At 62.3% G+C, this 23,316-nt stretch carries 17 protein-coding genes; 7 read left to right on the top strand and 10 right to left on the bottom strand.

The features are described from left to right. Window positions 1-91 precede the first annotated feature (91 nt). Window positions 92-5,950, bottom strand: a complete 5,859-nt coding sequence (locus JQ611_RS29010; protein ID WP_212467383.1) for an AAA family ATPase — start codon at window positions 5,948-5,950, stop codon at window positions 92-94. 633 nt (window positions 5,951-6,583) lie between these two features. After that, a complete protein-coding gene (locus tag JQ611_RS29005; protein ID WP_212467357.1) occupies window positions 6,584-7,771 on the bottom strand; it encodes an enoyl-CoA hydratase-related protein in 1,188 nt (395 codons plus the stop codon). 175 nt (window positions 7,772-7,946) lie between these two features. Between JQ611_RS29005 and JQ611_RS29000 the strand changes: the two genes are divergently transcribed. From JQ611_RS29000 to JQ611_RS28975, 6 genes are read left to right on the top strand one after another with little or no spacing between them, the layout of a single operon-like run. Next, complete coding sequence (locus JQ611_RS29000) at window positions 7,947-9,206, top strand: Rieske 2Fe-2S domain-containing protein (RefSeq protein WP_212467356.1); 1,260 nt, start codon at window positions 7,947-7,949, stop codon at window positions 9,204-9,206. Then, on the top strand, window positions 9,206-9,700 hold the full coding sequence (locus tag JQ611_RS28995) for an aromatic-ring-hydroxylating dioxygenase subunit beta (protein ID WP_212467355.1): 495 nt from the start codon (window positions 9,206-9,208) through the stop codon (window positions 9,698-9,700). Before JQ611_RS29000 ends, JQ611_RS28995 begins: the two co-directional genes overlap by 1 nt. A gap of 13 nt (window positions 9,701-9,713) precedes the next feature. Next, the gene (locus JQ611_RS28990; RefSeq protein ID WP_212467354.1) at window positions 9,714-10,508 is read left to right on the top strand and encodes an enoyl-CoA hydratase/isomerase family protein; all 795 of its coding nucleotides are present in this window, start codon (window positions 9,714-9,716) and stop codon (window positions 10,506-10,508) included. Between the two features lie 3 nt (window positions 10,509-10,511). Further along, the gene (locus JQ611_RS28985) at window positions 10,512-11,270 is read left to right on the top strand and encodes an SDR family oxidoreductase (protein ID WP_212467353.1); all 759 of its coding nucleotides are present in this window, start codon (window positions 10,512-10,514) and stop codon (window positions 11,268-11,270) included. 1 nt (window position 11,271) lies between these two features. Next, window positions 11,272-12,210, top strand: a complete 939-nt coding sequence (locus JQ611_RS28980) for an alpha/beta hydrolase (RefSeq protein ID WP_212467352.1) — start codon at window positions 11,272-11,274, stop codon at window positions 12,208-12,210. Then, entirely contained in the window at window positions 12,207-13,400 is a 1,194-nt protein-coding gene (locus JQ611_RS28975; protein WP_212467351.1) for an acyl-CoA dehydrogenase family protein, read from the top strand. Before JQ611_RS28980 ends, JQ611_RS28975 begins: the two co-directional genes overlap by 4 nt. Window positions 13,401-13,609: 209 nt before the next feature. On the opposite strand, the gene JQ611_RS28970 is transcribed toward JQ611_RS28975, so the two are convergent. Genes JQ611_RS28970 through JQ611_RS28940 form a run of 7 tightly spaced genes read right to left on the bottom strand, consistent with a single transcriptional unit; the run spans window position 13,610 to window position 21,620 of the window. After that, window positions 13,610-14,770: an ABC transporter substrate-binding protein gene (locus JQ611_RS28970; protein ID WP_212467350.1), complete on the bottom strand. Its 1,161-nt coding sequence runs from the start codon at window positions 14,768-14,770 to the stop codon at window positions 13,610-13,612. A 33-nt stretch (window positions 14,771-14,803) separates the two neighbouring features. Beyond that, the gene (locus JQ611_RS28965; RefSeq protein WP_212467349.1) at window positions 14,804-15,850 is read right to left on the bottom strand and encodes a branched-chain amino acid ABC transporter permease; all 1,047 of its coding nucleotides are present in this window, start codon (window positions 15,848-15,850) and stop codon (window positions 14,804-14,806) included. Window position 15,851: 1 nt separating this feature from the next. Further along, window positions 15,852-16,724: a branched-chain amino acid ABC transporter permease gene (locus JQ611_RS28960; RefSeq protein ID WP_212467348.1), complete on the bottom strand. Its 873-nt coding sequence runs from the start codon at window positions 16,722-16,724 to the stop codon at window positions 15,852-15,854. Further along, window positions 16,724-18,658 (bottom strand): long-chain fatty acid--CoA ligase, encoded by a 1,935-nt coding sequence (locus JQ611_RS28955; protein ID WP_212467347.1) that lies wholly within the window; start codon window positions 18,656-18,658, stop codon window positions 16,724-16,726. Before JQ611_RS28955 ends, JQ611_RS28960 begins: the two co-directional genes overlap by 1 nt. Next, window positions 18,658-19,461 (bottom strand): ABC transporter ATP-binding protein, encoded by an 804-nt coding sequence (locus JQ611_RS28950; protein ID WP_312012228.1) that lies wholly within the window; start codon window positions 19,459-19,461, stop codon window positions 18,658-18,660. Before JQ611_RS28950 ends, JQ611_RS28955 begins: the two co-directional genes overlap by 1 nt. Continuing rightward, on the bottom strand, window positions 19,449-20,303 hold the full coding sequence (locus JQ611_RS28945; RefSeq protein ID WP_249133531.1) for an ABC transporter ATP-binding protein: 855 nt from the start codon (window positions 20,301-20,303) through the stop codon (window positions 19,449-19,451). The genes JQ611_RS28950 and JQ611_RS28945 overlap by 13 nt, the downstream gene beginning before the upstream one ends. 3 nt (window positions 20,304-20,306) lie before the next feature. Continuing rightward, window positions 20,307-21,620: an NAD(P)/FAD-dependent oxidoreductase gene (locus JQ611_RS28940; protein ID WP_212467346.1), complete on the bottom strand. Its 1,314-nt coding sequence runs from the start codon at window positions 21,618-21,620 to the stop codon at window positions 20,307-20,309. A 242-nt stretch (window positions 21,621-21,862) separates the two neighbouring features. Between JQ611_RS28940 and JQ611_RS28935 the strand changes: the two genes are divergently transcribed. Further along, window positions 21,863-22,498, top strand: coding sequence for a TetR/AcrR family transcriptional regulator (locus JQ611_RS28935; RefSeq protein ID WP_212467345.1), 636 nt, complete (start codon window positions 21,863-21,865; stop codon window positions 22,496-22,498). Between the two features lie 97 nt (window positions 22,499-22,595). Here JQ611_RS28935 and JQ611_RS41945 read toward each other — a convergent pair whose 3' ends face one another. After that, window positions 22,596-23,264, bottom strand: a complete 669-nt coding sequence (locus JQ611_RS41945) for an HD domain-containing protein (RefSeq protein WP_212467344.1) — start codon at window positions 23,262-23,264, stop codon at window positions 22,596-22,598. Window positions 23,265-23,316 lie beyond the last annotated feature (52 nt).

The raw sequence follows: 23,316 nt of genomic DNA, 5'->3' as shown, positions 1-23,316 counted from the left end.
TCGTTGACGCTCGAACGTTGGCCTTCTTTGTTGCGGCTGGCCGCGAGTGTCAACGCTGCGGCATTTCGTCAGCCTGCTCCGCCGGAACGGCCTAGCTCTGCTTTGGCGGCAATGTAAATTGAAATACTGTCCCCCGCGGTTCATTTGCACTGGCCCACAGCCGGCCACCGTGCGCCTCGATGATCGACCGGCAGATCGACAGACCCATGCCCAAACCGGCAGACTTGGTGGTGTAGAAAGCCTCGAAAACGCGTTCCGCACTTGTGGGATCCAGGCCCGGGCCCGAGTCCCGAACGGCAACAAGCACGCCGCCCGCGGCATACGTCTGAGTACTGATCTGCAGTTCTCGCGCCTCCTCTTCAAGATCGCTCATCGCCTCAGCTGCATTCATGATCAAATTGAGGATGACCTGCTGCAGCTGGACCCGATCGCCGTCCACGGACGGCAAGCTGGTCGCGAGCTCTGTCTGCAGCGCGACACCATGGTTGAGCACTTCGGTGCGGGTCAGGGCGATGACATCGAAAATGGCTTCATTCAAGTCGAAAAGGCTTCTGTGGGCTGGCGCCTTCTTGATGAGGGCCCGAATTCGGTCGATGACGTCTCCGGCACGTCTGCCGCTCTCGATAATCTGGCCAAGGATTTGCCGGACTTCCACGAGATCGGGCGGGCTGGCGCGCAGCCAGCGCAAGGCGGCGTAAGCGTTGATGACCGCAGCTGCGATCGGCTGGTTGACCTCGTGTGCGATTGAGGCCGTCAGCTGACCCATCGTTGTCACGCGATTAACGTGCGCCAGCTCCGTCTGCGCCCCTCGTAAAGCCTGCTCCGCTAACTTGCGCTCCGTGATGTGGCGCCCGACGCCGCGGTAGCCGGTGAAGTGCCCATTTTCGTCAAACACCGGCAGCCCCGAGACGGATACATAACGCTTGCCACCGTCAGGCGTCGGTCGCGCGAGCTCGAAGTCGCGGAACGGGAGGTGAGCATCTAGCGTCTCCCGATGCTTGCGCCAGGCCTCTGCATCGGGCTCTAAATAGGGCACTTCCCATCGCGTCTTGCCGAGCTCGGAGCCCCGCCCGGGTGCATCGACAACGCTTTCGGCAAACTCCTGACGAATGAAGCGATGCTGCGCGTCGCTCTCCCAGTACACGTCGAACGAGAATTGTACGAGCGTGCGAAAGCGCTCCTCGCTCGCGCGTAGATCCTGGTCGGCCTGCTTGCGTTCGGTCAAATCAAGTACAAACGAGACTCCGTGATTCTTGCTTTCATCGAACAGCGTCCCGCCCATCAACACGGGCACCCGGCTGCCGTCCTTCCGGAAGTACTCTTTCTCAAATGGTCGGACTATCCCAATCGTCTTTAGCTCTGCGACCGTCCGTGCGTCGCGGTCGTGCCATTCTGCCGGCGTCAGGTTTGTCCTGTTCAGACGACCTGAGGCAAGATCCTCTTGGTCGTATCCCAGCATACGCAGAAACGCGTCATTGGCTTCGAGAAGCCGACCTTCGAGGTCCCAGATGATGATCCCGATGATGTTGGCGTCGACCAGGCGTCGAATCCTTGCTTCCCGCTGTGTAAGATCCCGGTACAAGCGGGTATTCTCGAGCGAGATCGCTGCCTGCGAGGCAAGCAGCTTCAGCACAGTGATGCGGGCCGGTGCGAAGACACGAGCGGCCAAGTTGTTCTCGAGATAGAGCACCCCGATGAGCTTCGCCTGATTGAGCAGTGGCAGGCAGAGAGCGGAGCGAGCCTTGTGTTGACGAAGGTATGGATCTGCAGCAAACGAGGACTGGGTCGCGGCATCGTCGATAATGATGTCTTCATGTGTGCGTAGGACATGATTGAACACCGACGTTGGCAGCACACCCTCGGTCACGATCTCGTCACGCAGGTGCACGATCACCGTATCGCCGCTGGTCATGGCTTCGGCTGTGACCCGCAATGCGTCCCCTTGCAGAAGAAGCAATAGTCCACGCTCAGCGCCGGCCTGCTCGATCGCGGTGCGCACCAGCGTCTCGATCAGCTTTTCCAGAACGATTTCGCCCGAGACGACCTGCGACACCTTGATGACCGTCGCGAGGTCCAGATGCTGAACCGGTGTTCCGATCGTGGTCGTCGGGCCGGGAACTCGCGTGTTCTCCCGGAGGCGCGGATGATGCTGTTCGAGTTGCCGCGCCTTACCGTCGGCTCCCCAGCGAAGATACCCGCGGTGGGCGTTGCGAAGATAGAGGTGCGCGATCTGCTCAAAGCCACTCGCAGCGTAGGAGCGCGCGGCCAGTTCATAGGCGAGCGCCTCATTCTGCACGAAAGCATTGTCGCGCGCCGAACGGATTGCCCCCTCATAGAGATGCGCGGCGTCAAGTTCCCGACCTTCGAGATCGGCGATCTCCGCGTCGACCAGCGCGACGCGATTTTCGAAGTTCTCGGGGCAATTGTTCGCCCAGACCTTGAGTTGCTTTTGATGTGAAGTGATCGCCTCTAGGTGCTGACGCCGGTCGTCGGAAGCAGCCGACCTGCAGGCTGCCGCGTGGCAGAGCGCAGAGCAGAAATGATATTCAACCGCCTCTGAGGGCGAGAGCGTCCACAGCATGGCGTGCGCGCTCTGGGAGGCATCGAGAGCCGTCTCGATATCGCCAGACATGAAACGCGCCTGCAGCTTCTGAATCCAATAATAAGCTGTGGGCTGCGTCAGGGCAGCGCCAGCCGACAACTGGTGCTCAAACTGCCGCTCATCGAATGCTCCATCGTCAAACCGACCGAACGTCAGCGTCAGACCGCGGAGAGTTCGAATCAGCCCAAGCTGGGTGGTGATGAGATCGATGAAGAACCTGAAATGGACTTTCTTTGCGAATTCGAGGCCATTCTCAGCCTCGCGTTGTGTCTCGGCGAGTGGATCGCCCGCCGCGAGCATGTTCCTGATCAGATTGGCGTAGCCGTAGGCGGCGTAAATGACGTCTCCGTTCCGGGTGGCGACATCGACACCTCGGCACACCAGCTCGCGCCCCGACTTCACGTGCTGAGTCCATGGCAAGACCAGGTTCCCGAACATGATATAGGCGCCGGCTTGGAAACGCTTCAATCCGCGTCGTTCGACTAGCTCGTACCCCAAACGACCGAGCTTGAGCGCGGTCTGGTACTCGCCGAAACGTGCACCGGCAACGATCGCCAGCCGCTGGTATGCCAGGCTCGATCCATCGCAGTTGCCGCGCTCGAGGGTTAAATTGACTGCGTAGGAGACGACGTGCACTTCGAGGTTCTTGTCAGCACGCGCCCCCGGGGTTTCCATCTTGTTCAAGACGCCCATGGTCGCCAGTGAAGCCGGATCGCTCATCAACGGCATTTCGATAAGGTCATCGATCGTGCGGCTGCCGAGCCGGGCCAAGACCCGTTCGTACTCGCATCGAGCCTCGTCTTCGGTGGGATGGGGCGACCAGTCAATGCCTGCACGGCGGAGGTAGTCGAGACTGACCTCGACGGCGCGACTGCCCTGACCGAGCGTCGTGTAGACATCCATGCGCAGGCAAGTGATGGCGGCGCTGTCAACGATGTTGGTGGCTCGCTTCCAGAGAATCTCCAGCCGTTCATCTGCTGCTGCCAATGCGCCAGTCATAAACTCGCACTCTGCGCAGTGGAATTCGAGCGCGAACGCAAGTTCGCCACAACGTTCCAAGCAGCCGTCCGACAACAGCGCGCGACCGGCAGTGAGGTAGGTGAGGGCCGAGCTGTAGGCGGTCGATTGCCTGGCGCGCCTGCCTGCGAGCAGATTGAGTTCGGCCAACCATTCACGCTCCTCGCGTGCGGTGATCAAGGCCGTGCCGCGGTTGAGTTGATTGACGATGTCGAAGATCACCTCCTCTTTCTTGTCGGGAGGTGTGCGAGCCGCGAGCAGCCGGCCTATTCGAAGGTGCGCTTCGCCACGCAGCTCCTCAGGGATCGTCGAATAAGCAGCCTCCTGAATACGATCGTGGACGAACCGGTACGTGCCCTTCAAGCGCTCGATCAATTCCTGATGTACAGCCGGCCACAGCGCCGCGTGGACCTGCTGCCCGGAAATCCCGAGGACGATCGAGAGTGTCGTGAGGTCGGCACCGCTCCCAAGACTCGCGAGCTGCTGCAACGCATCCCGTGTGCTTGACGGCAGGCGAGTGAGCCTCCCGACCATCAGCTCCACCACGTTTTCGGTGTATCCCTTGGCGTGAATGCGACGGAGATCCCAGGACCAGCAGGCAGCATCATGATCGAAGGTGAGCATTCCCTCTTCGACGAGCGAGGACATGAACTGGTTGGCGAAGAACGGATTGCCGCCGGTCTTCTCGTGCACCAGTTGAGCGAGCAGCGCGGCCCGTTGCGGTTCGCAGCGGAGCGTGTCCGCAATCAACTCTCCAAGATGCTCTCGTTTCAGCGGTGCGAGCCGGATCTCCGTCACCTTTCCGCCAGCGGTCTTGGTAGCTTCAAGCTTGCGTAGCAGCGGATGGGCGGCGGCCATGTCGTTATCGCGGTAGGCGCCGATCAGCATGAGGTGTTGCAGATCCGAACGGGTCAGCAGATCCTCCAGGAGATCGAGCGTCAGCTCGTCGAGCCACTGCAAATCATCGAGGAACAGTGCCAGTGGATGCTGCGGCCGGGCGAAGACACCTATAAGCCGCCGAAACACCAACTGGAAACGCTGTTGTGCACCCTTGGGCGGTAATTCACGAACCGGCAGCTGGTCTCCGATGATGAGTTTTAATTCCGGGACGAGATCGACCATCAGTTGGCCGTTTGGGCCAAGCGCTTCGCGGAGCGAGTCGCGCCAGGGTGCCAACTGAGCTTCGCTCTTCCCCAGCAATGGTCGAATTAGGTCCCTAACCGCTTGAGCAAGGGTCTCATATGGCGTTTCATTCTTGTGCTGGCCGAACTTGGCGGATGCGAAGAGCCCGTGCGGTGCAACGAGCACCTTGTGCAGCTCATTGACTACCGAGGATTTGCCGATTCCGGAGTATCCGGAAAGCAGCACGAGCTCCGGTGCTCCGGTTGTTACGACGCGATCGAAAACAGCGAGCAAATTCGCGACCTCGTGCGCTCGTCCGTATAGTCTCTCGGGAATTAGGAGCCGGTCCGAAGTGTCGTGGACGCCGAGGGGAAACGCATCGATGCATTTGCGAGCTTCCCATTCAGCGAGGCAGCGCCGCAAGTCACGTTCGATGCCGCGTGCGGTCTGGTAGCGCCCGTCGGCTGTCTTGGCCAGCAACTTCATGATGATGGCCGAGACAATGATCGGGACTTCCTTCACTCGCTCGGCCGGCGGGATCGGTTGCCGTGCGACATGGCAATGCACCCACTCGATCGCATCGGCCGCCGCAAACGGCAGCACGCCGGTTAGCATCTGGTACAAAATGACGCCGAATGTGTAGAGGTCGCTTCGGAAGTCGATCGACCGGTTCATGCGACCGGTCTGTTCGGGCGACATGTAGGCGAGAGTTCCGGCGAGTTCTTCCGGCGATTCTGGTGACGGCCGCTCGCGCCGCAGGCGTGAGGCGAGACCGAAGCCAGTGAGCCGCACCTCGCTGCCGATGCCCGTTACCAGGATATTGGTTGGTTTGAGGTCCTTGTGAACAAGGCCATGCTGGTGCGCCTTGCCCAACGCTGTGACGATGCCGATCGCCAAGCGCAAGAACTGTCCGACCTCCGTGGGGGCGCCGAGCCGTCGGGCGAGCGGCTCGCCGCCGGGGTCCTCGAGCAGGAGCATGGTCCCTTGGCTGTTCCGCAAAAGCTCTAGTGGCCGTACTGCCCAGGCACCGTCCAGTTGGTCCTTCAACGCAAATTCGTGAGCAAGGTGCTCAAGGTTTGAGGGCGCTGGATGCTCCGCGGTTGGCGATACGGCCAGCACCGGCTTCCGCTGGCCATCGGCGTCCACCCACCATCCCCGGGCGAATGAACGCGCACCGTCCTCCCACAAGACCTGGAGGTTGCATTGCACATCAGGGCCGAACCGATGAGATTTCTCCACGGCCGCACTCCGCCATTACTCCGGTGGTCGCTATCGGACTAACTGCGCTGGCCTTGGCTCTCACCGATCGTCCGCTTGAGCAGACCAGGCCGAGCTTCAACGGCAATTCTGCCACAGCCAGCGCGATATGGCATATCTTTCTGGCACAGCTCGCTGCAGGACATGGCGGCGGCTGGGGCGGAACCCGCGACGCATCCTCATGTCTTGCGCCGGCCTGAGTTACCCAACAAATGGCGTTGCCATGGCCATGCAACGTCTGCGCGATGAGAGGGCACCCATGGCGACCAACTATTAGCGACGGTTGCCGACAGGCGACGAGGGCGAGCTTGTGAGGCTTGTCGGCTGCGCCTTCCAATACGTCCGCGAGATTCGCGCCGCTCCGGTGTTCTTGAAGATCTCCGGCAACGGGCGAACTCCGGTTCGGCTTGGCGCGCTCGATGCCGGGAAGCCATGGCGATAAACCAGTCCAGTATGACCTTCCGCATCTAGCGAGGGGCCACTTCTGGCGCTGAGCAGCCGTTCGCGAGATGGCCGGTTGTGGGAGTTTAGCTGAGAGGCCTGAACGACCGCCGCGAAAAATGAGTTTTCATCAGCTTGATTGGTTCAACTGCCGCGAAAATTCGGCCGCCGCTTGGCTACGAAGGCGGAAATTCCTTCCTGCACGTCGTCGGTGTTGCTGGCGATGACGATCGAATCCTTTTCGGCATCGAGCTGATCGGACAGTCCCGTCTCGAACGACTGGCGCAGCATCCGGCGGACGGCACCGAAGGCGCGCGTCGGACCGGCGGCGAGTTTCGCGGCGAGGGAGGCGGCTTCGCTGTCCACCTGATGGTCCGGCGCCAGGCGCGTCACCAATCCGAAGGCGAGGGCCTCTTGCGCGGTGAGGCGGCGGTTGAGCAGAAACAGCTCCTGCGCGCGCCGCATCCCGACCATGCGTGGCAGGAACCAGGTGTTGCCGCCATCGGAGGTCAGGCCGAGCGCCCCATAGCCCAGCGCAAACCGGGCGTCGTCAGCTGCAACGACAATGTCGGCGACGTAGAGCAGGCCCAATCCGCCGCCGCCGGCACCGCCGCGCACCGCCGCGACCACGGGCGCGTCAATGCTGGTCAGCCGTTCGATCGACAGATGAAAACTGTCGATCATGCGGCGCAACCGGTTCGGCAACTGCTCGTGCGCCGTTCCCGCAAACAGGCCGAGGTCGCCGCCGACCGTGAAGTTCGGCCCGTTACCGGCAATCAGTACGGCGCGGATATCTGATCGCTCCGCAATCTGGGTTGCCGCCTCGGCGAGGTCGGCGGCCATGCTTTCGTCGATCGCATTGCCCTTGTCCGGACGGTTCAGGCGCAACGTCGCAACGCCGCCCTCGAAATCGAGCAGCACGGTCCGCAGCGGTCCAGCGGCGTCATGCCAGCGTGCGGTGTCGGTGAATTGCTCGAGCGACTTGATGCGCCCCTCGTCGAATGCGATCAGATGGGCAAAGGCGGCGTCGAGAGCAGCGCCGCCCTGTTTGCCGCGGCCGCGGTAACGGCCGGTAACCAGCAGGCGGCCATCGGCGAGATCGAGAAACCGTTCCGGCTCGGCGCGGGCCTCGAAATGCCGGGCAATCGCGCCCCAGCCGTTCCGCCGCATCGCGGCGGGACCGTCATGATCGCCCCCGATGTCGAACGGCATGCCCTCGGCGGTGCGGCCGCTGAAGTCCGGATGCAGCAGCGCGTCGAGCTGCGCGCGGTCGCCGGCGGCAAGGGCGGCGTAGAGCGCGTGGGCGAGACCGGTGGGGGTGACTTGGTCCATCCCGATGATCCTCCTTGCAAATTCGCAGTTTTGGCGCCTGAACGGGAAAATTCCCTTGAAGCGGCCAAACGCCGGTGCTATTATTAGAACGGTCAGTCGGATTATTTTTAGCTCAAGCCGCAGGGCTCCGCAAGAGAGCCGGGCCAGCACGAAAGATACAATGGGAGATGCAGCGATGAACGTCGTGCCGCGCGCGTCGAAATGGGGCGAATTGATCCGCCCCGACAGGGTGCACGGTTCGCTCTACAGCGATCCCGGGATCTTCGAAGCCGAATTGCAGAACATCTGGTACCGCAGCTGGGTCTATGTCGGACACGAGAGCGAGGTGCCGAATGCGAACGACTACGTCGTCAAGTCGATCGGTCCGCAATCGGTCATCATGACCCGCGACGAGCAGGGCAAGGTCAATCTGCTGCTCAATCGCTGTTCGCATCGCGGCAACCAGGTCTGCTCGTACGACAAGGGCAATGCGCGCTCCTTCACATGCCCGTTCCATTCCTGGACCTTTGCCAATGACGGCCGTCTGGTCGGCTACGCCTTTCCCGATGGCTATGAGGGCCAGGATAAATCAAAGCTGTCGCTCGGCCGCGTGACGCGGGTGCAATCCTATCGCGGTTTTGTGTTCGGCTCATTCGCCGCCGAAGGCCCGTCGCTGGAAGAGCATCTCGGCGGTGCGGCGGAAACGATCGACCGTCTTGTTCGTTTCTCTCCCGAAGGAGAGGTCGAAGTGACTGCCGGCTTCCTCAAGCATCGCGTCAAGGCCAACTGGAAATTCATCCTGGAAAACGAATGCGACGGCTATCACCCGGCCTTCGTGCATTCCTCGATCTTCGGTGTCGCCGATAGCGCGATCGGCAAGCTCTATGGCGGCGCATCGACCGCGGTGACGCGCGACTATGGCAATGGCCACACCGAAATCGACCTGCGGCCCGAATTCCGCAAACGCGATGCGCCGATGAGCTGGTTCGGCACCACGGAGGAGCGGTTGCCGGATTACACGGCACGGATGAAGGCCGCCTATGGCGACCAGAAAGCGCGCGAGATCATGATCGACGGCACGCCGCATGTGATGATCTTCCCGAACCTGTTCATCGCTGAAATCCAGATGTTCGTGATCCAGCCGCTTGCGGTCGACGACAGCGTGCAGCATGTCACCGCCTTGCAGTTCAAGGGGGCGCCCGACATGAATAGGCGTCTGCGCCAGCAGACTATGGGGTCGGTCGGCCCGGCCGGATTGTTGCTGGCGGACGATTCGGAAATGTACGAGCGCTGCCACCGCGGCGTGCTGGCGCGCAACCCCGAATGGATTTTCCTCGGCCGCGGCGAGAAGCGCGAACGCCGGGATGATCTCGGCTTCAAGGTCGGCCACGTCACCGACGAAATCCCCTCACGCGGCATCTGGCGGCATTATCGCAGCTTGATGGAGGCGGTGTGATGCTGTCACGCGAAAGCAGCGCCACGCTGATATCAGCCGTAACGGCCTTCATCTACAAGGAGGCGAGGCTGCAGGACGAGCACCAATATGAAGCCTGGGAAGCGCTGTGGACCGAAGACGGCGTCTATTGGGTACCGGCCAATGGTGACGACATCGATCCCGAAAAGGAAATGTCGATCATCTACGACAACCGTTCGCGCATCTCGCTTCGCATCAAGCAATTGCTGACCGGCAAACGCCACACCCAGACGCCGCAATCGCGGCTGCGGCGGCTGGTATCCAACATCGAACTGCTGGACGAGCAGCCCGGCGGCGATATCTCGGTCGCCAGCAACAGCATGGTGTTCGAATCCAGCCTGCGCGATGACACGGTCTGGGCTGCGCGCAACGAATACCGACTGCGCTATGTCGATGGCGAGCTGCGCATGGCGTACAAGAAAGTGATCCTGGTCAACAACGAGAAGGCGCTGTTTACGCTCTCGTTCCTCATCTAGGTTGGAAAAAGCCATGATCGACAAAGGTCCTGTTCTGCTTGATATCGCCGATGGCATCGCGCGGCTGCGGCTCAACCGCCCCGATGCGGCCAACGGCATGAGCGCCGAGCTGCTCAGCGCGCTGTGCGACGCCATCATGGTCTGCCATGGTCAGCCGGACCTGCGCGTGCTGCTGCTGAGCGGCGAAGGCACGAATTTTTGCGCGGGGGGTGATATCAGGGCGTTTGCATCGAAGGGCGAGAAGCTGCCTGACTACATCAGGCAGGCAACGGCCTATCTGCAGAACGCGGTGACGGGGTTGCTGCGGCTCGAAGCGCCGGTGATTACCTCAGTGCAGGGATTTGCTGCGGGTGGCGGTGGCTTCGGCCTTGTCTGCGCCTCCGATATCGTCATCGCTGGCGAGTCCGCGAAATTCCTGGCGGGCGCGACGCGCGTTGCGATGGCGCCTGACGCCGGTGTGTCGGTTACGCTGTCGCGGCTGGTCGGCTTGCGCCGCGCCATGTCGATCCTTCTGACAAATCCGGTGATATCAGCGCCTGAGGCGCTCTCGATGGGCATCGTCACCAAGGTCGTCCCGGATGCTGACCTTGCCGAGGCGTCGCTTGCGATGGCGCGGGAACTGGCGGCCGGTGCGCCGAGGGCGTTGGCCGCGACCAAGCGGCTGGTCTGGGCCGGGACCGCGCTCAGCATCGAGCAGTGCCTGTCGGAAGAAGCGCGCACCGTATCCGAGCTGTCCGGCATGGCTGACGCGCGCGAAGGGCTCGCCGCGGTCATCGAGCGGCGCAAACCCATCTTTACAGGGCGCTAGTCAGTGCCGACCTCTGGCACGCGTGCGTTCGGGCGGCTCGACGGCCGCCGCGCTTTCGTCTCCGGCGGCGCGAAGGGGATCGGTGCCGCGATCGTTCGTAGCTTTGCCGATGCCGGTGCTCACGTCGTGATCGCGGATCTCGATCTCGAAACGGCATCCGGGCTTGCCGGGCAGGTCGGTGCGACTGCGGTTCATCTCGATGCCGGCGACACCGGCATGGTGCAGGCGGTCATGGCGCAGCACGGCCCGTTCGATATCGTGGTCAACAATGCCGGCGTCGACCAGCATGCGTTCTTCACCGACACGACGCCGGAGGATTGGGCCAAACTGCTCGCGGTCAATCTGGTCTCGGCCTTTGCCTGCACCCACGCCGCGCTTCCGGCGATGCAGGCGGCCGGGTTCGGGCGCATCATCAACGTCACCTCGGAAGCAGGCCGGTTGGGCTCCAAAGGCGGCGCGGTCTATTCCGCCGCCAAGGGCGGCGTGATCGCCTTCACCAAGAGCATGGCGCGCGAAAATGCGCGCTTCGGCATTACGGCGAATGCCATTGCGCCGGGGCCGATCCGCACGCCGATGCTGGAAGCGGCCGTCGCCCGGGGCGGCGACAAGATCTTGCGCGCGATGACCGATGCCACATTGCTACGGCGGCTCGGCGAGCCCGACGAAGTCGCCGCAGCTGTATTGTTCCTCGCTTCCGACCAGGCGGCCTACATCACCGGCGAAACACTTGGCGTTTCCGGCGGCATGGGAGGGGGTGGCTGATATGACGCGCGCAAGCGACGATATCGCAACGGCGCCGATCGAACTTGCGATCGCGCGCATCCGCGCCGTCTACCGCAGCTGGAACCGCGACGCGTCAGTGGCCCAGATGCGCAGCGATTGGGATGCGGCCTTCGGCGGCAGCACCGCCCCGGTCACTTCCGAACGCGTCTCAGCCAGTGGCGTCGATGGCGAATGGATATCGCCGGCCAATACGCCCCCGGATAAGGCCATTCTGTATTTTCACGGCGGCGGCTTTCGCATCGGCTCGGTGGAATCGCACCGTGACCTGATCGCGCAGATCGCGCTTGCCAGCGGCTGCCGCGTGCTCGCCATCAACTACCGCCTCGCGCCGGAGCATCGTTTTCCTGCTGCGTTGGATGATGCGCTGGCGGCCTATGGCTGGATGCTCCATGATGGCCTGAAACCGGAGAACATTGCCTTCGCCGGAGATTCCGCCGGCGGCAATCTCGTGCTCGCAACCATGCTGGCCTTGCGCGAACGCAAACTTCCGCTTCCGGTATCGGCGGTGCTGATGTCGCCATGGACCGATCTGGCGGCGACCGGCACGAGTTATGTCAGCCGCGCCGAAGCCGACCCGATCCATCAGCGCCCGATGATCCTGGCGCTGGCAAAGAATTATCTGGGCGGGCAGGGCGATCCCTGCGATCCCCTGGCCTCGCCGCTCTATGCCGACCTTGCGGGCCTGCCACCGCTGTTGATCCAGGTCGGTGACCGCGAAACCGTGCTGGACGATTCAGTCATGTTTGCCGACCTGGCGCGCGCCGCTGGTGTCGATGTTCATCTGGAGGTCTGGGAGGGTATGATCCATGTTTTCCAGATGTTCGGCGCGGAGCTTCCCGAGGCGCATCGGGCCATCGCATCGATCGCGCAATTTCTCAACCGACACCTTCAAATCAGGAACGAGAGGGCATCATCATGAACGTCAGGCCCGCCGATCCACGCAGCCACGCCGACAGCGAATTCCATTTCTCGGAGCAGCCGCAACTGCCAGAGGAGTTGCGGATGCTGCGCGAGCAAGTCCGCCGCTTTGTCGAGAAGGAAGTCGTGCCGTATGGCGAGCAATGGGAGCGCGACGGCAAGATCCCGCGCGAGATCTACCGCCGCATGGGCGCGCTCGGTTTCCTCGGCATGCGCCACGCGGCCGAATATGGGGGCACCGACATGGGCCCGCTGGCGTCGATGGTATGGGCGGAGGAACTCGGACGTTCGACCTTCGGCGGGTTCACTTCATCAGTGCTGGTTCATACCGACATGTCGGCGGTCCACATCACCCTGCGCGGCACGCCGGAGCAGAAACAGAAATATCTGCCCGCAATCATCCGCGGCGAGACCATCTGCTCGATCGCGGTCACCGAACCCGATGCGGGCTCCGATGTCGCCGGGTTGAAAACGCGGGCCCGCCGCGATGGCGATTCATGGGTGATCAACGGCTCAAAAATGTTCATCACCAATGCTGTCTATGGCGACATCCTGATCGTGGCCGCGCGCACCGATCCCGCCGCCAAGGGCAGCCGTGGCATTTCGCTGTTCATTGTCGAGCGCACGACGCCGGGCATTTCGGCGACAAAACTCGATAAGCACGGCTGGCTTTGCTCTGACACCGCCGAGATTAGCTTTCAGGATGTCCGCATTCCCGCGGCAAACCTGCTCGGCGAGGAGAGCCGCGGCTTCTACGGCATCATGGAAACCTTCGAGAACGAACGGATCTGCATCGGCGGCATCTGCGCCGGCGAATCCGCCAAGGCGATCGAACTCACGACCAATTATGTGAAGACCCGCCAGGCGTTTGGTGGCCCCTTGTGGAACCAGCAGGCGGTGCGGCTCAAACTCGCCTCGCTCGCGACCAAGGCCGCAGCCGCCCGGGCGCTGGCCTACCATGCGGCGGAGCTAGTGGAGGCCGGCAAGCCATGTCCGCGCGAGGTGTCGATGGTGAAGGCGCTGTCGCCGGAAGTGCTGCACGAGGTCGTGCATGGCTGCCTGCAACTGCACGGCGGCAGCGGGTTTATGAAGGGCACGCCGATCGAGCGGATGGTGCGCGATGCCAGGGTGCTGACGATCGGTGGCGGGGCGACGGAGGTGATGCTGGAGGAGGTTGCGAAGAGGATGTGAGGGGGTGATATCGAAGGCGCCGCGTTCTTCCTTCCTTCTCCCCTTGTGGGAGAAGGTGGCGCGAAGCGCCGGACGAGGAGTATCTTCCTCAAAGCTTAGACTTACCGTGAGGAGACATACCCCTCACCCGTCACGAACGCGCTATTCGCGCGTCCGTGCCACCCTTTCCCACAAGGGGAGAGGGGACGACTGAGGTTGTCGCGGTACCCTCAATTCACCGGCTTGAAGCTCAGCGTCGAGAACTCGGACTGCATGATCTGCAGTTTCTGGTTTGAGAACCGCACGCCGGGGCCGAAGCTGATCGGGGCCATGATGCCGGTCTCGACGTTTTTGGTCTTTTCCAGTTCGGTGATGGTGCAGGCCCAGGTCGGTTGCTTGCCGCAGCGCTCGATGGCTGAGATCAGGACTTTGGCGGCGGCGTAGCCGGTCATGGAATAGCGGTTGATGCCCTTGATCTCGGCTTCCGGCAGCAGTCCCTTGGCCTTCTCCATGAAGGCCTTGCCGGCGGCGCCTGCGAACGGCTCGACATAGTCGACGGCGTAGATGCCGTCACCGGCCGGTCCCATCAGCTTGAGCACCGGCTCGACCCGCCCGGGCCAGAAGATGCCGACCACCGGTTTGATGTTGAGCTTTTCGAGCTCCTTCATCATCGCGATGTTCTCGCCGATGATGCCGCCGGCCAGAAAGACCTCGGCGCCGGATTCCTTCAGCTGGAGCATGTCGGAAGAAAAGTCCTGCTGACCCTTCTTGTAGTTGCCGCTGTAGACCACGTTCAGCTTCCTGGCCTTGACCACGGTATCGAAACCGTCGCGCACGGTGATGCCGTAATCATCGTCCTGGGTAATCAGGCCCCATTTCTTGCCGGGGTTCTTCTCGGCGAGATAATTGACGAGATGGATGATGCCTTCCTCGTAGGATTGCCCGACCACGAACACGTTCTTGCGCGGCGGCTCCCACAGGAACTTGACCGGCGCGACGTCGATCACGGTGGGAATGCCGGCCTTTTCCAGCAGCGGCATCACGGCGATGGACTGGCCGGAGCCGGAGATGCCGAGCAGGGCAAACGCCTTGTCGACGTCGGTCACCTTCTTGACGCCCTGGATGGTCCGGGCGGTGACGTAACCGTCGTCTTCCAGCACATATTTGATCTTGCGGCCGTTGATGCCGCCGGCGGCATTGGCTTCCGCGATCGCGATCTTGTGGCCGATCGAGGCGGCAACCCCGAGCAGCGCCGGCGGGCCGGTCAGGGGTTCGACGTCGCCGATGACGATCTCGGTGTCGGTGATCCCGGGGTCGGCGGCCAGCACCGCGCCGGTCGAGAGATATGCGCCTGCGAGCAGCAGCGACGCGGCCGCCAGATATTTGATCATTGTTTCCTCCTCCTGTTCAAATTGCTTTTTTGGTTAGTAACGAAGCGGCCAGTTCACCCACATTCGCCTGAGGTCGTGCCAGGCACCGACCAGTCCGCGCGGCTGGAAGCGCAGGAACAGGATGATGACGAGGCCGTAGAGCATGCTCTTGAGTTCCTGCGCGCCGGTCGTGAACACAGCGTCGATCTGCGCGCTGAACAGGCTGAAGACGAACCGCGTCGCTTCCGGCAGCAGCACGATCAGGATGGTGCCGAGCACGGCGCCGAGCGCGGAGCCCAGCCCGCCGACGATCAGGATCGCCAGCGCCTCGATCGAGAGCAGGAACGGAAAGCCCTCGACGCTGACGAAGGACAGGTAAATGCCGTACAGCGCACCGGAGAGACCGGTGATGAAGGCCGAGGTGACGAAGGCGAACAGCTTGTAGGCGTGCAGATTGATGCCCATGACGCGGGCGGCGGTGTCGTTGTCGCGGATCGCGACAAAGGCGCGGCCGACGCGGCTGCGGCGGATGTTGAGCGTGGCAAACAAAGTGAGGACCGCAAAGCCGAGGCAGAGCCAAGTGAAGGCGGCGTCGCTGTCGAAGCTGATGCCGAAAATCTCCGGCCGCTGCACCGAGATGCCGCGGGCGCCGTTGGTCAGCCACCGCGCCTCCAGGATCACGGTGTTGATGATGAAGGAGAAGGCGAGCGTGGTGATCGCGAGATAAAGCCCCTTCAGCCGCAGCGACGGCGCGCCGACGATCAGGCTGGCGAGTGCCGGCACTACGCCGGCGCCGAGGAAGCCGACCAAGGGATGCATCTGATATTTGGAAACCAGGATCGCGTAGGCGTAGGCGCCGGTGACGAGGAAGCCGACATGGCCGAGCGAGATCAGGCCGGTATAACCGGTCAGGATGTTGAGGCCGAGCGCGCCGACCACCGTGATCAGGATGATCATCAGGAACGACAGCGCATAGGAGTTCAGCAGGAAGGGTGCTGCGATCAGCGCGGCGACCAGCAGCGCCGACCACAGCCATACCGGCGGGGAGTCGACGAGGGTAACGAGTTCGCCGTAGGTCTGCTTGAAATCACCGGTGCGCATCCTAGACCCTCTCGATGTCGCGTTCGCCGAAGATGCCGAACGGGCGGACCATCAGCACCACGATGATCATGGCAAAGCCCGCGACCTCCTTCATGCCGGAGCCGATGTACCCGCCCGCGAGATTTTCGGTGATGCCGATCAGGAGGCCGCCAAGGCCGGACCCGAGCACGGCGTCGAGGCCGCCGAGGATGGTGGCCGGAAACGCCTTCAGCCCGAGCTGGAACATCGCCGGCGACAAATCATAGGACAGCGCAAAGAACACGCCGCCGATTCCCGCGATCACGGACGAGGCAGCCCAGGCGAGGGCGTGGACTTTGGTGGCGCTGATGCCCATCAGCAGCGCGGTACGGTCATCGGCGGCGACCGCACGCATAGCGACGCCGATCTTGCTGTAGCGGAAGAACGCCCAGATCGCGGCGAGCAGCGCAAGAAGCGTGACGATGACGGCAATCTGGCCGGTGCGTACGCCGATCGGGCCGATTCGCACGATGCTGCGGCCGAAGCCGACGTCGAGGCCGTGCGGGTAGGCGTCCCAGATGAAATTGATCGACGAGCGCAGGATCACGGCAAGGCCAATGGTCACCATGACGGTGGCGAAGACCGGCTCGCCCAGCATCGGCCGCATCACAACGCGCTCGATGATAAGGCCGAGCAAGACGGCGGCAAGGATGGCGCCGAGCGCCACGACAAACACGTTGCCACTGACGGTGGTCGAAATGGTCCAGGCGATATAGGCCGTGATCATGGTCATTTCGCCCTGCGCGAAATTGACCAGGCCCGTGGATTTATAGATCACCGCAAAGCCCATCGCGATCAGGCCATAGATGGCGCCGATGGCAAGGCCTGAAATCAGCAGCTGCATGAAATACTGCATCAGACCTCCGCCCGGTAGATGATGGCGAGTTCGCGCGCGAACTTCTTCTCGATCATGGCGCGGCGGACCTTTTGCGTGGCGGTCAGTTCGCCGTCGTCGTGGTCGAGTTCCTTTTCCAGGATCGCAAATCGGCGGATGTTCTCGACGCGGGCAAAGCGCTTGTTGGTCTCGCCCACGATGCGTTCGACAAGGTCATGTACTTCGGGGAGTTGCGACAGCGATTTGTAGTTGGTGTAGGCCAGCGCCTTGTCGCGGGCCCAGCGGCCGACATTGTCGAAATCGACCTGAATGATGGCGCCGAGATATTTCCTGGCCTCGCCGACCACGATCGCTTCCTTGATGAACTCCGAGTCCTTGAGCGCGTTCTCGATCTCGGAGGGTGCGATGTTCTTGCCGCCGGCGGTGATTATGATCGCCTTCTTGCGGTCGACGACGGTGATCTCGCCATTGTCCATGATCTCGACGATGTCGCCGGTGCGCAGCCAGCCGGCGGCATCGAGCGTGGCGGCGGACGCCTTTTCGTCGAGGAAATAGCCTTTGAAGACGCCCGGATTGCGCAGCAGGATCTCGCCGTCGCTGTCGAGCTTCCATTCGGTGTCGCGCAGCGGCAGGCCACAGCCACCGAGGCGGTGATGGCTATCGGTCTGGATGAAGGCGACGCCACCGCTTTCGGTCAGCCCATAGCCCTGCGACACCGGGCGGCCTACGATGTCGAAGAAGCGCAGCGTCTCCGGCGAGATCGAGGCGCCGGCACAGAGGCGATGACGGCTACGGGCGAGCCCGAGATGGCGCTGGATGTTGCGGAACAGGAGAATGTAGAGCAGTGCGTAAGCGATCCGGTCGAGCCAGGTCTCGCTGCCGTTCTGTCGCCGGTCGGACAATTTGCGTCCGAGTGCGAAACAGGCCTTCGCGAATCCCTGTCGCAGCCGGCCACTCTCGCCGAGCCTGAACAGGAAATTCTGCTGCAGCTTCTCGTAGATGCGGGGAACGCCGACGAAAAAGGTCGGTGCGATCTCGCGGATGTTGAGCGCGACCGTGTCGATCGATTCCGCAAAACTGACGGTGCCGCCCAGCACGAGCTGCATCACTTCGGAATAGCAGCGCTCGGCGACGTGGCAGAGCGGCAGGTAACACACCGATTCGAACGGCTTGTCTGATATCCCGACCGCCTCGGCATAGATATACGACGCATAAATTAGGTTGCGATGCGTCAGCATGGCGCCCTTGGGCGGACCTGTGGTGCCTGAGGTGTAGACGAGGATGCAGACATCGTCGGGCGAGGCCCGCGCAATCAGCCGGTCGAGCCTGCCATTGGCGTCGGGATTGTCGAGTGCGTAACGCTTGCCGAGTTCGCAGAGCTTTTCGAACGACATCAGTTGCGACTGGCCGTAATGCCGCAGGCCCTTCATGTCGACGCAGACGATGGCCTCCAGTGCCGGCAGGCCGTCATTGTTGGCTATGGCGTCCAGGACCTTGTCGGTCTGCTCCTGGTCGCCGGATATGATCACGCGCGCGCCTGAATGCCGGACGATATACTGCAACTCGACCCACGGATTGGTCGGATAGATGCCGACCGCGATAGCGCCGATCATCTGGGTGCCGAGATCGGCATAAAACCATTCCGGCGTATCCTCGCCCGCGATGGCGACGCGGTCGCCGGGTTTCAACCCGAGCGACAGCAGGCCGAGCGCGACGGAACGCGCGGTCTCATAATAATGGTTCCAGGAATAGCGATTCCAGATGCCAAAATCCTTCTCGCGCAGCGCAAGCCTTTCGCCGTGCAGTTCAGCACGAATTCGAAGCAGTTGCGGAATGGTGATCGCGGCATTCTGCAGCGTGGACCGCAACGACGTGGTGTCGGGGGCGGACGTGCTCCTGGCCGAGCCCGTCTGCACAGTCGGATGCGTTGTTCGCATCGTGTCGAGGGTGGACATCATGCACCCACCTTCGCAAGCGCTTCCGCGCGGTGGCCGCCGAGATAGGCTTCGGTGACGACCGGATCGCGCCGCACTTCGGCGGGCGCGCCTTCGGCAATCTTGCGGCCGAAATTGAGGACATGAACGCGGTCGGAAATGTCCATCACGATCCGCATCTCGTGCTCGATCATCAATACGGTGATGCCAAGCTGGTCGCGGATATCGAGCACGAAGCGGGCGATGTCTTCGGTCTCCTCCTGGTTCATGCCCGATACCATTTCGTCCAGTAGCAGCAGCTTCGGCTCGCAAGCCAATGCCCGCGCCAGTTCGACGCGCTTCTGCTGGCCGTAAGACAGCGTGCCGACGATGGCGTCGCGGATGTGTTCGATTTCGAGGAATTCAACGATGTGCTCGACCCGCTGGCGGGCCTCGATCTCCTCGCGCCTAGTGCGGCCGAAGAAGAAGACGGCATCGAGCACGTTGGAGCGCAGATGGGTGTGCCGGCCGGTCAGGATGTTCTCGACCACGGTGCCGTGCTTGAACAGCGCGAGGTTCTGGAACGTTCGCCCGATCCCGATTGCGGCGAAGCGTGACGGTGAGACGGTTGCGAGATCGACGCCGTCGAACAGCATGCGACCGCCGCTTGGCCGCAGCACGCCGGAGATCATGTTGAACAGCGTGGTCTTGCCGGCGCCGTTCGGGCCGATCACGCTGCAGATTTCGCCTGCGGTTACATCAAGGCTGACATCGGCGACCGCCTGCAGGCCGCCAAAACGCTTGCCGAGGTTTTTGACACTGAGCAGGGCGGTCACGACAGCCACCGTTTACGCCGCTTGTAATGCTTGACGTCGCGCAGGCTCTTGCGCCCCGAATTGGAGACGCCGAGATAGAATTCCTGCACGTCCTCGTTCGACGCCAGCTTCTGCGCCGTGCCGTCGAGCACGACGCGCCCGGTTTCCAGGATGTAGGCGTAATCGGCGATATCGAGCGCGCGCTGTGCGTTCTGCTCGACCAGCAGCACCGTCATCTTCATCTCGTCGCGCAGCTTGGCGATCACTTCATAAATGCGGTCGATGATGAGGGGGGCGAGGCCCAAGGATGGTTCGTCGAGCGCCAGCAGCACGGGATCGGTCATCAGGGCGCGGCCGATCGCCAGCATCTGCTGCTCGCCGCCAGACATGTAGCCTGCGATCTGGTCGCGCCGTTCGAACAGGCGCGGGAACAGGGCGAACACTTTTTCGCGCCGCTCGCGCGCTTCCGCTGCGGTCTTGGTGTAGCCCCCCATCTGCAGGTTTTCGTCGATGGTTAGCGCCGGAAACACGCGGCGGCCTTCCGGTACCTGAACGATGCCGCGCCGAACAAGTTCGTCGGGTGCGAGACGATGCACTTCCTCATGGCGGAAGCGGATCGAGCCGTTCTCGATCACGCCTTCCTCGGTGTAGAGAATGCCGGACATCGCTTTCAAAAGCGTCGACTTGCCGGCGCCGTTGGAGCCGAGCAGGGCGACGATGCCGCCTTCGGGCACGGCAATGCTGACGTCGCGGATCGCCTCGATGGCGTTGTCGTAGACGATGCGGATGTTGCGGAATTCGAGCAAGCATGACGGATCGGGCGCGGCCTGCGCGCCACCGATATTGGCCTGCGTCGGGATCGTTGTCGGCATCTTTCAGGCCCGGCTCGGCTGCGGCAGGTGCGGCCGCTGCGCGAGGATCGCGTCGGTGACGATCTTTGCGGTTTCCGCGCAGGCCTGCGTGCCGCCATTGCCATATTGCTTGACGGCGTCGCCGACGCACCACAGGCCGCCGATGCCGGTCTCGCGCGGCAGGTCGTAGCCCGCGCAGCTGCGCTGGGCCGGCCAGTCGTCGCGCATCACCCGGGTCGACAGGATTTTGGCCTGCGCAAAATTCGGAAATTGTTCGCGCAGATCGGTCAGCGCCAGTTCTACCTCGGCATCGCTGTCGAAATCACCGAGCGCCGGGATCGGCACGGCATAGGCGACATAGAGATGCCAGCCTGGAGGCGCCAGTTCGGGGCAGGTGGCGGTGAGGTTGGCCATGTTGCAGAGCCGCCGCGTCTTGCCGAAGGTCACGATGCCGGGATGGGAGATCAGCGGTTCGCGGCTGGCGATGTTGATGACGATGTTGGCGGCGGGCTTGAGGCCGGTGCGCACCTGCTCGACATAGGTGGGCGGGAAGGCGGCCTCACCACCGAGCGCCACGGTGGCCTTTGGTCCGGCGTTGCTGATGACAAGATCGGTCTCGATTCGCACCCTCCGACCGTCGCGAACAACCGTGACGCCCTCGACACGACCTTCGGCCGTGTGGATCTCTACGGCCGGCGTCGATAGCCAGATATCGCCATTGCGCTTGATCGCGCTTGCGAGCGCATTCCAGACACCGATCGTGCCCTGCGGACAGAAACCGAAGCGCTTGAAGGCGCCCTTGCTGGTGAAATAAGTCAGGAACGCCCGCGCCGGCAGCTCATTGGCATTGCAAGCGAAGATCGCGGCGCAGAGGTTGCGGAAGATCGCGTGCACCGAGGCATTGCTGGTGTAGGTTTTGAGCCAGTCCTCGGTCGACTGCCGCCCGTCGGGAAGGTTGCCGGAACGGGCATCGGCGAATTTCTCCAGGATGCGTGAGGCCTGCTTGGTCAGTTGCCCAAGCAGCAGCGACCAGCCGCCGCGGCCGACATCGATCAGCTTGCCGTCGATGAAGAAGGAACTGGCAGGCTCGGGCGTGCGGATATCGAGCGGTGCGCCGACGGTGTTGAAGGTCTCCTCGAACACGCCGCCGAGTTCGATCGCGATCGCGCCGATATTGACGGTAAAGCCGTCGATCTCTTCGGTCGAGGCGCGTCCGCCGATCCGCTCCTTGTCGTCGACGACGATGGTATGGAGCCCGGCATGGGACAGGCGGGTTGCGGCGCAAAGCCCGCCGGCACCGGCCCCGATCACGACAGCATCCGCCCTAATAACCGTCATTTCACCTCCCAAAGCGCGCTGCACGGTTGGTCCGGGCTGTCCTTGATTTAGATCATTCTATTATAATCCGACTGGCCGTTCAAACAATTTTTTGCAATAAGGGCGTTAGGGTCGAATCGGCCGCAGGCGCGGGCTGAACCGGCGGGTGGACGAAGCGTCGATACCTGAAAAGGGCTGCTGAATCAGCTAAGCATGTCCTTGGGAAGACGAGCTAAAGCTGAAATGGAAGCGGACACTACCCGATGGCGCGAACACGCTCTGAAAATTACGACGGCATCCATCTCGGCATATTGACCAACGCCGCCCGGTTGTTTTCGGCGCAGGGCTATATGCGAGCTTCGATCGCCGACCTTGCGGAGGCCTGCAAGCTGTCGCGCGGCGCGCTCTACCATTATTTCGACTCCAAGGAAGCGATCCTGTTCGCGATCCTCGACGCCCACATCAGGGAAATGATCCAGCACGTCGAAACGGCGGTCGCGGCCGGCGGTCCGACGCTGACGCAATTTCAAAACGTCATTCGTGCCATCGTTGAGGTCAACGCCAAATCGCCGCACGAGCAGCGCGTTCTGATTCACGACCTCTCATTCCTGAACGAGGAGGAGCAGCAGGCCATCAAGGATCTCGAGCGCCAGCTGGTCGATATCGTCGCCGACCTTCTGCTCAGGCTCGACGCCGAGGGTCGAATCGTCAAGCGCACCAAGAAGATCTACACGATGATCCTGTTCGGCATCATCAACTTTACCTACACGTGGTACGATCCTAAGGGCGCGGTCGATCCGCAGGAATTTGCTGATATGGCGGTCGAATTGTTCCTGCACGGCTTCGCGCCGGGAGCGGTTGGGAAGGCTGCCACGACGAACCGGCGTGAGAAAGTTTAGCGTAGGAAGCACCCTGTCGGAGATTGCATGCGCGTGTGGAACGACCGCTTCTGGCCGGCGGCGAGGGCCCTTCATGTCAATTGAATTGTCTATTAGGTCACCCACCCTCATTGCGCAGTTTTCTTGGAGAAATCTTGCGACTATCCAGCACACTCTTGCTGCTCGGGTCGAGCAGCCCCGAGGCGCCCGCGACCGCCCACCAGAGTGAGTCGGCCCGGTGAACGATAGTGGATTCAAGGCTTCGAACGAGAAAGTCGCCCTCGTAAGGATGCGCTAGGACGATGTGGATCACCTCCTCCGGTAAGCCCACAGCGAAACAGACATGGATGCCGTAGACCGGGTGCCGAAGCGACGGCAAACCTGCGCGCGAAGGATCGCCGGTCCATTTGTCCCGATTGACGGGATCAAACTCCCAGGGCTTGCCGACGTCGTGAACAAGTCCGCCCGCAATGATCACGTCGCGGTCGATGTCGGTTTCGGGAAACGATGTCTGGAATTCGTCCGCGATCGCCATCGCGACTCGCGTCACTCCCCTGAGATGGTCGGCCTGAGTCCCGCGTTTCATGCGGAAAACGCCGGGATTTCCTTCGGCCGGCAAGCTCGTGATGCGATCAAAGCTGCTTTCGGCAAGTGCATAGGCCCAGGCCTCGACGACCTTGTTGCGCAGGTCCTCGTTTTGGATGAGCGAGACCTCTGGGAGATCTTCAACCACCGTTTGACGCAGTTCAACGGTAATCGGCCGGCTTGGTCGTTGGCTTGTTGACACGTCCTATCTTCCTTATAGTCAGTTTTCATGCTCGTTCTCTAAGCGAGCATTA

This window comes from Bradyrhizobium sp. AUGA SZCCT0182 (assembly GCF_018130185.1).
In the GTDB taxonomy this organism is placed as follows: domain Bacteria; phylum Pseudomonadota; class Alphaproteobacteria; order Rhizobiales; family Xanthobacteraceae; genus Bradyrhizobium.
This window is presented reverse-complemented; position numbering and strand designations above follow the sequence as displayed.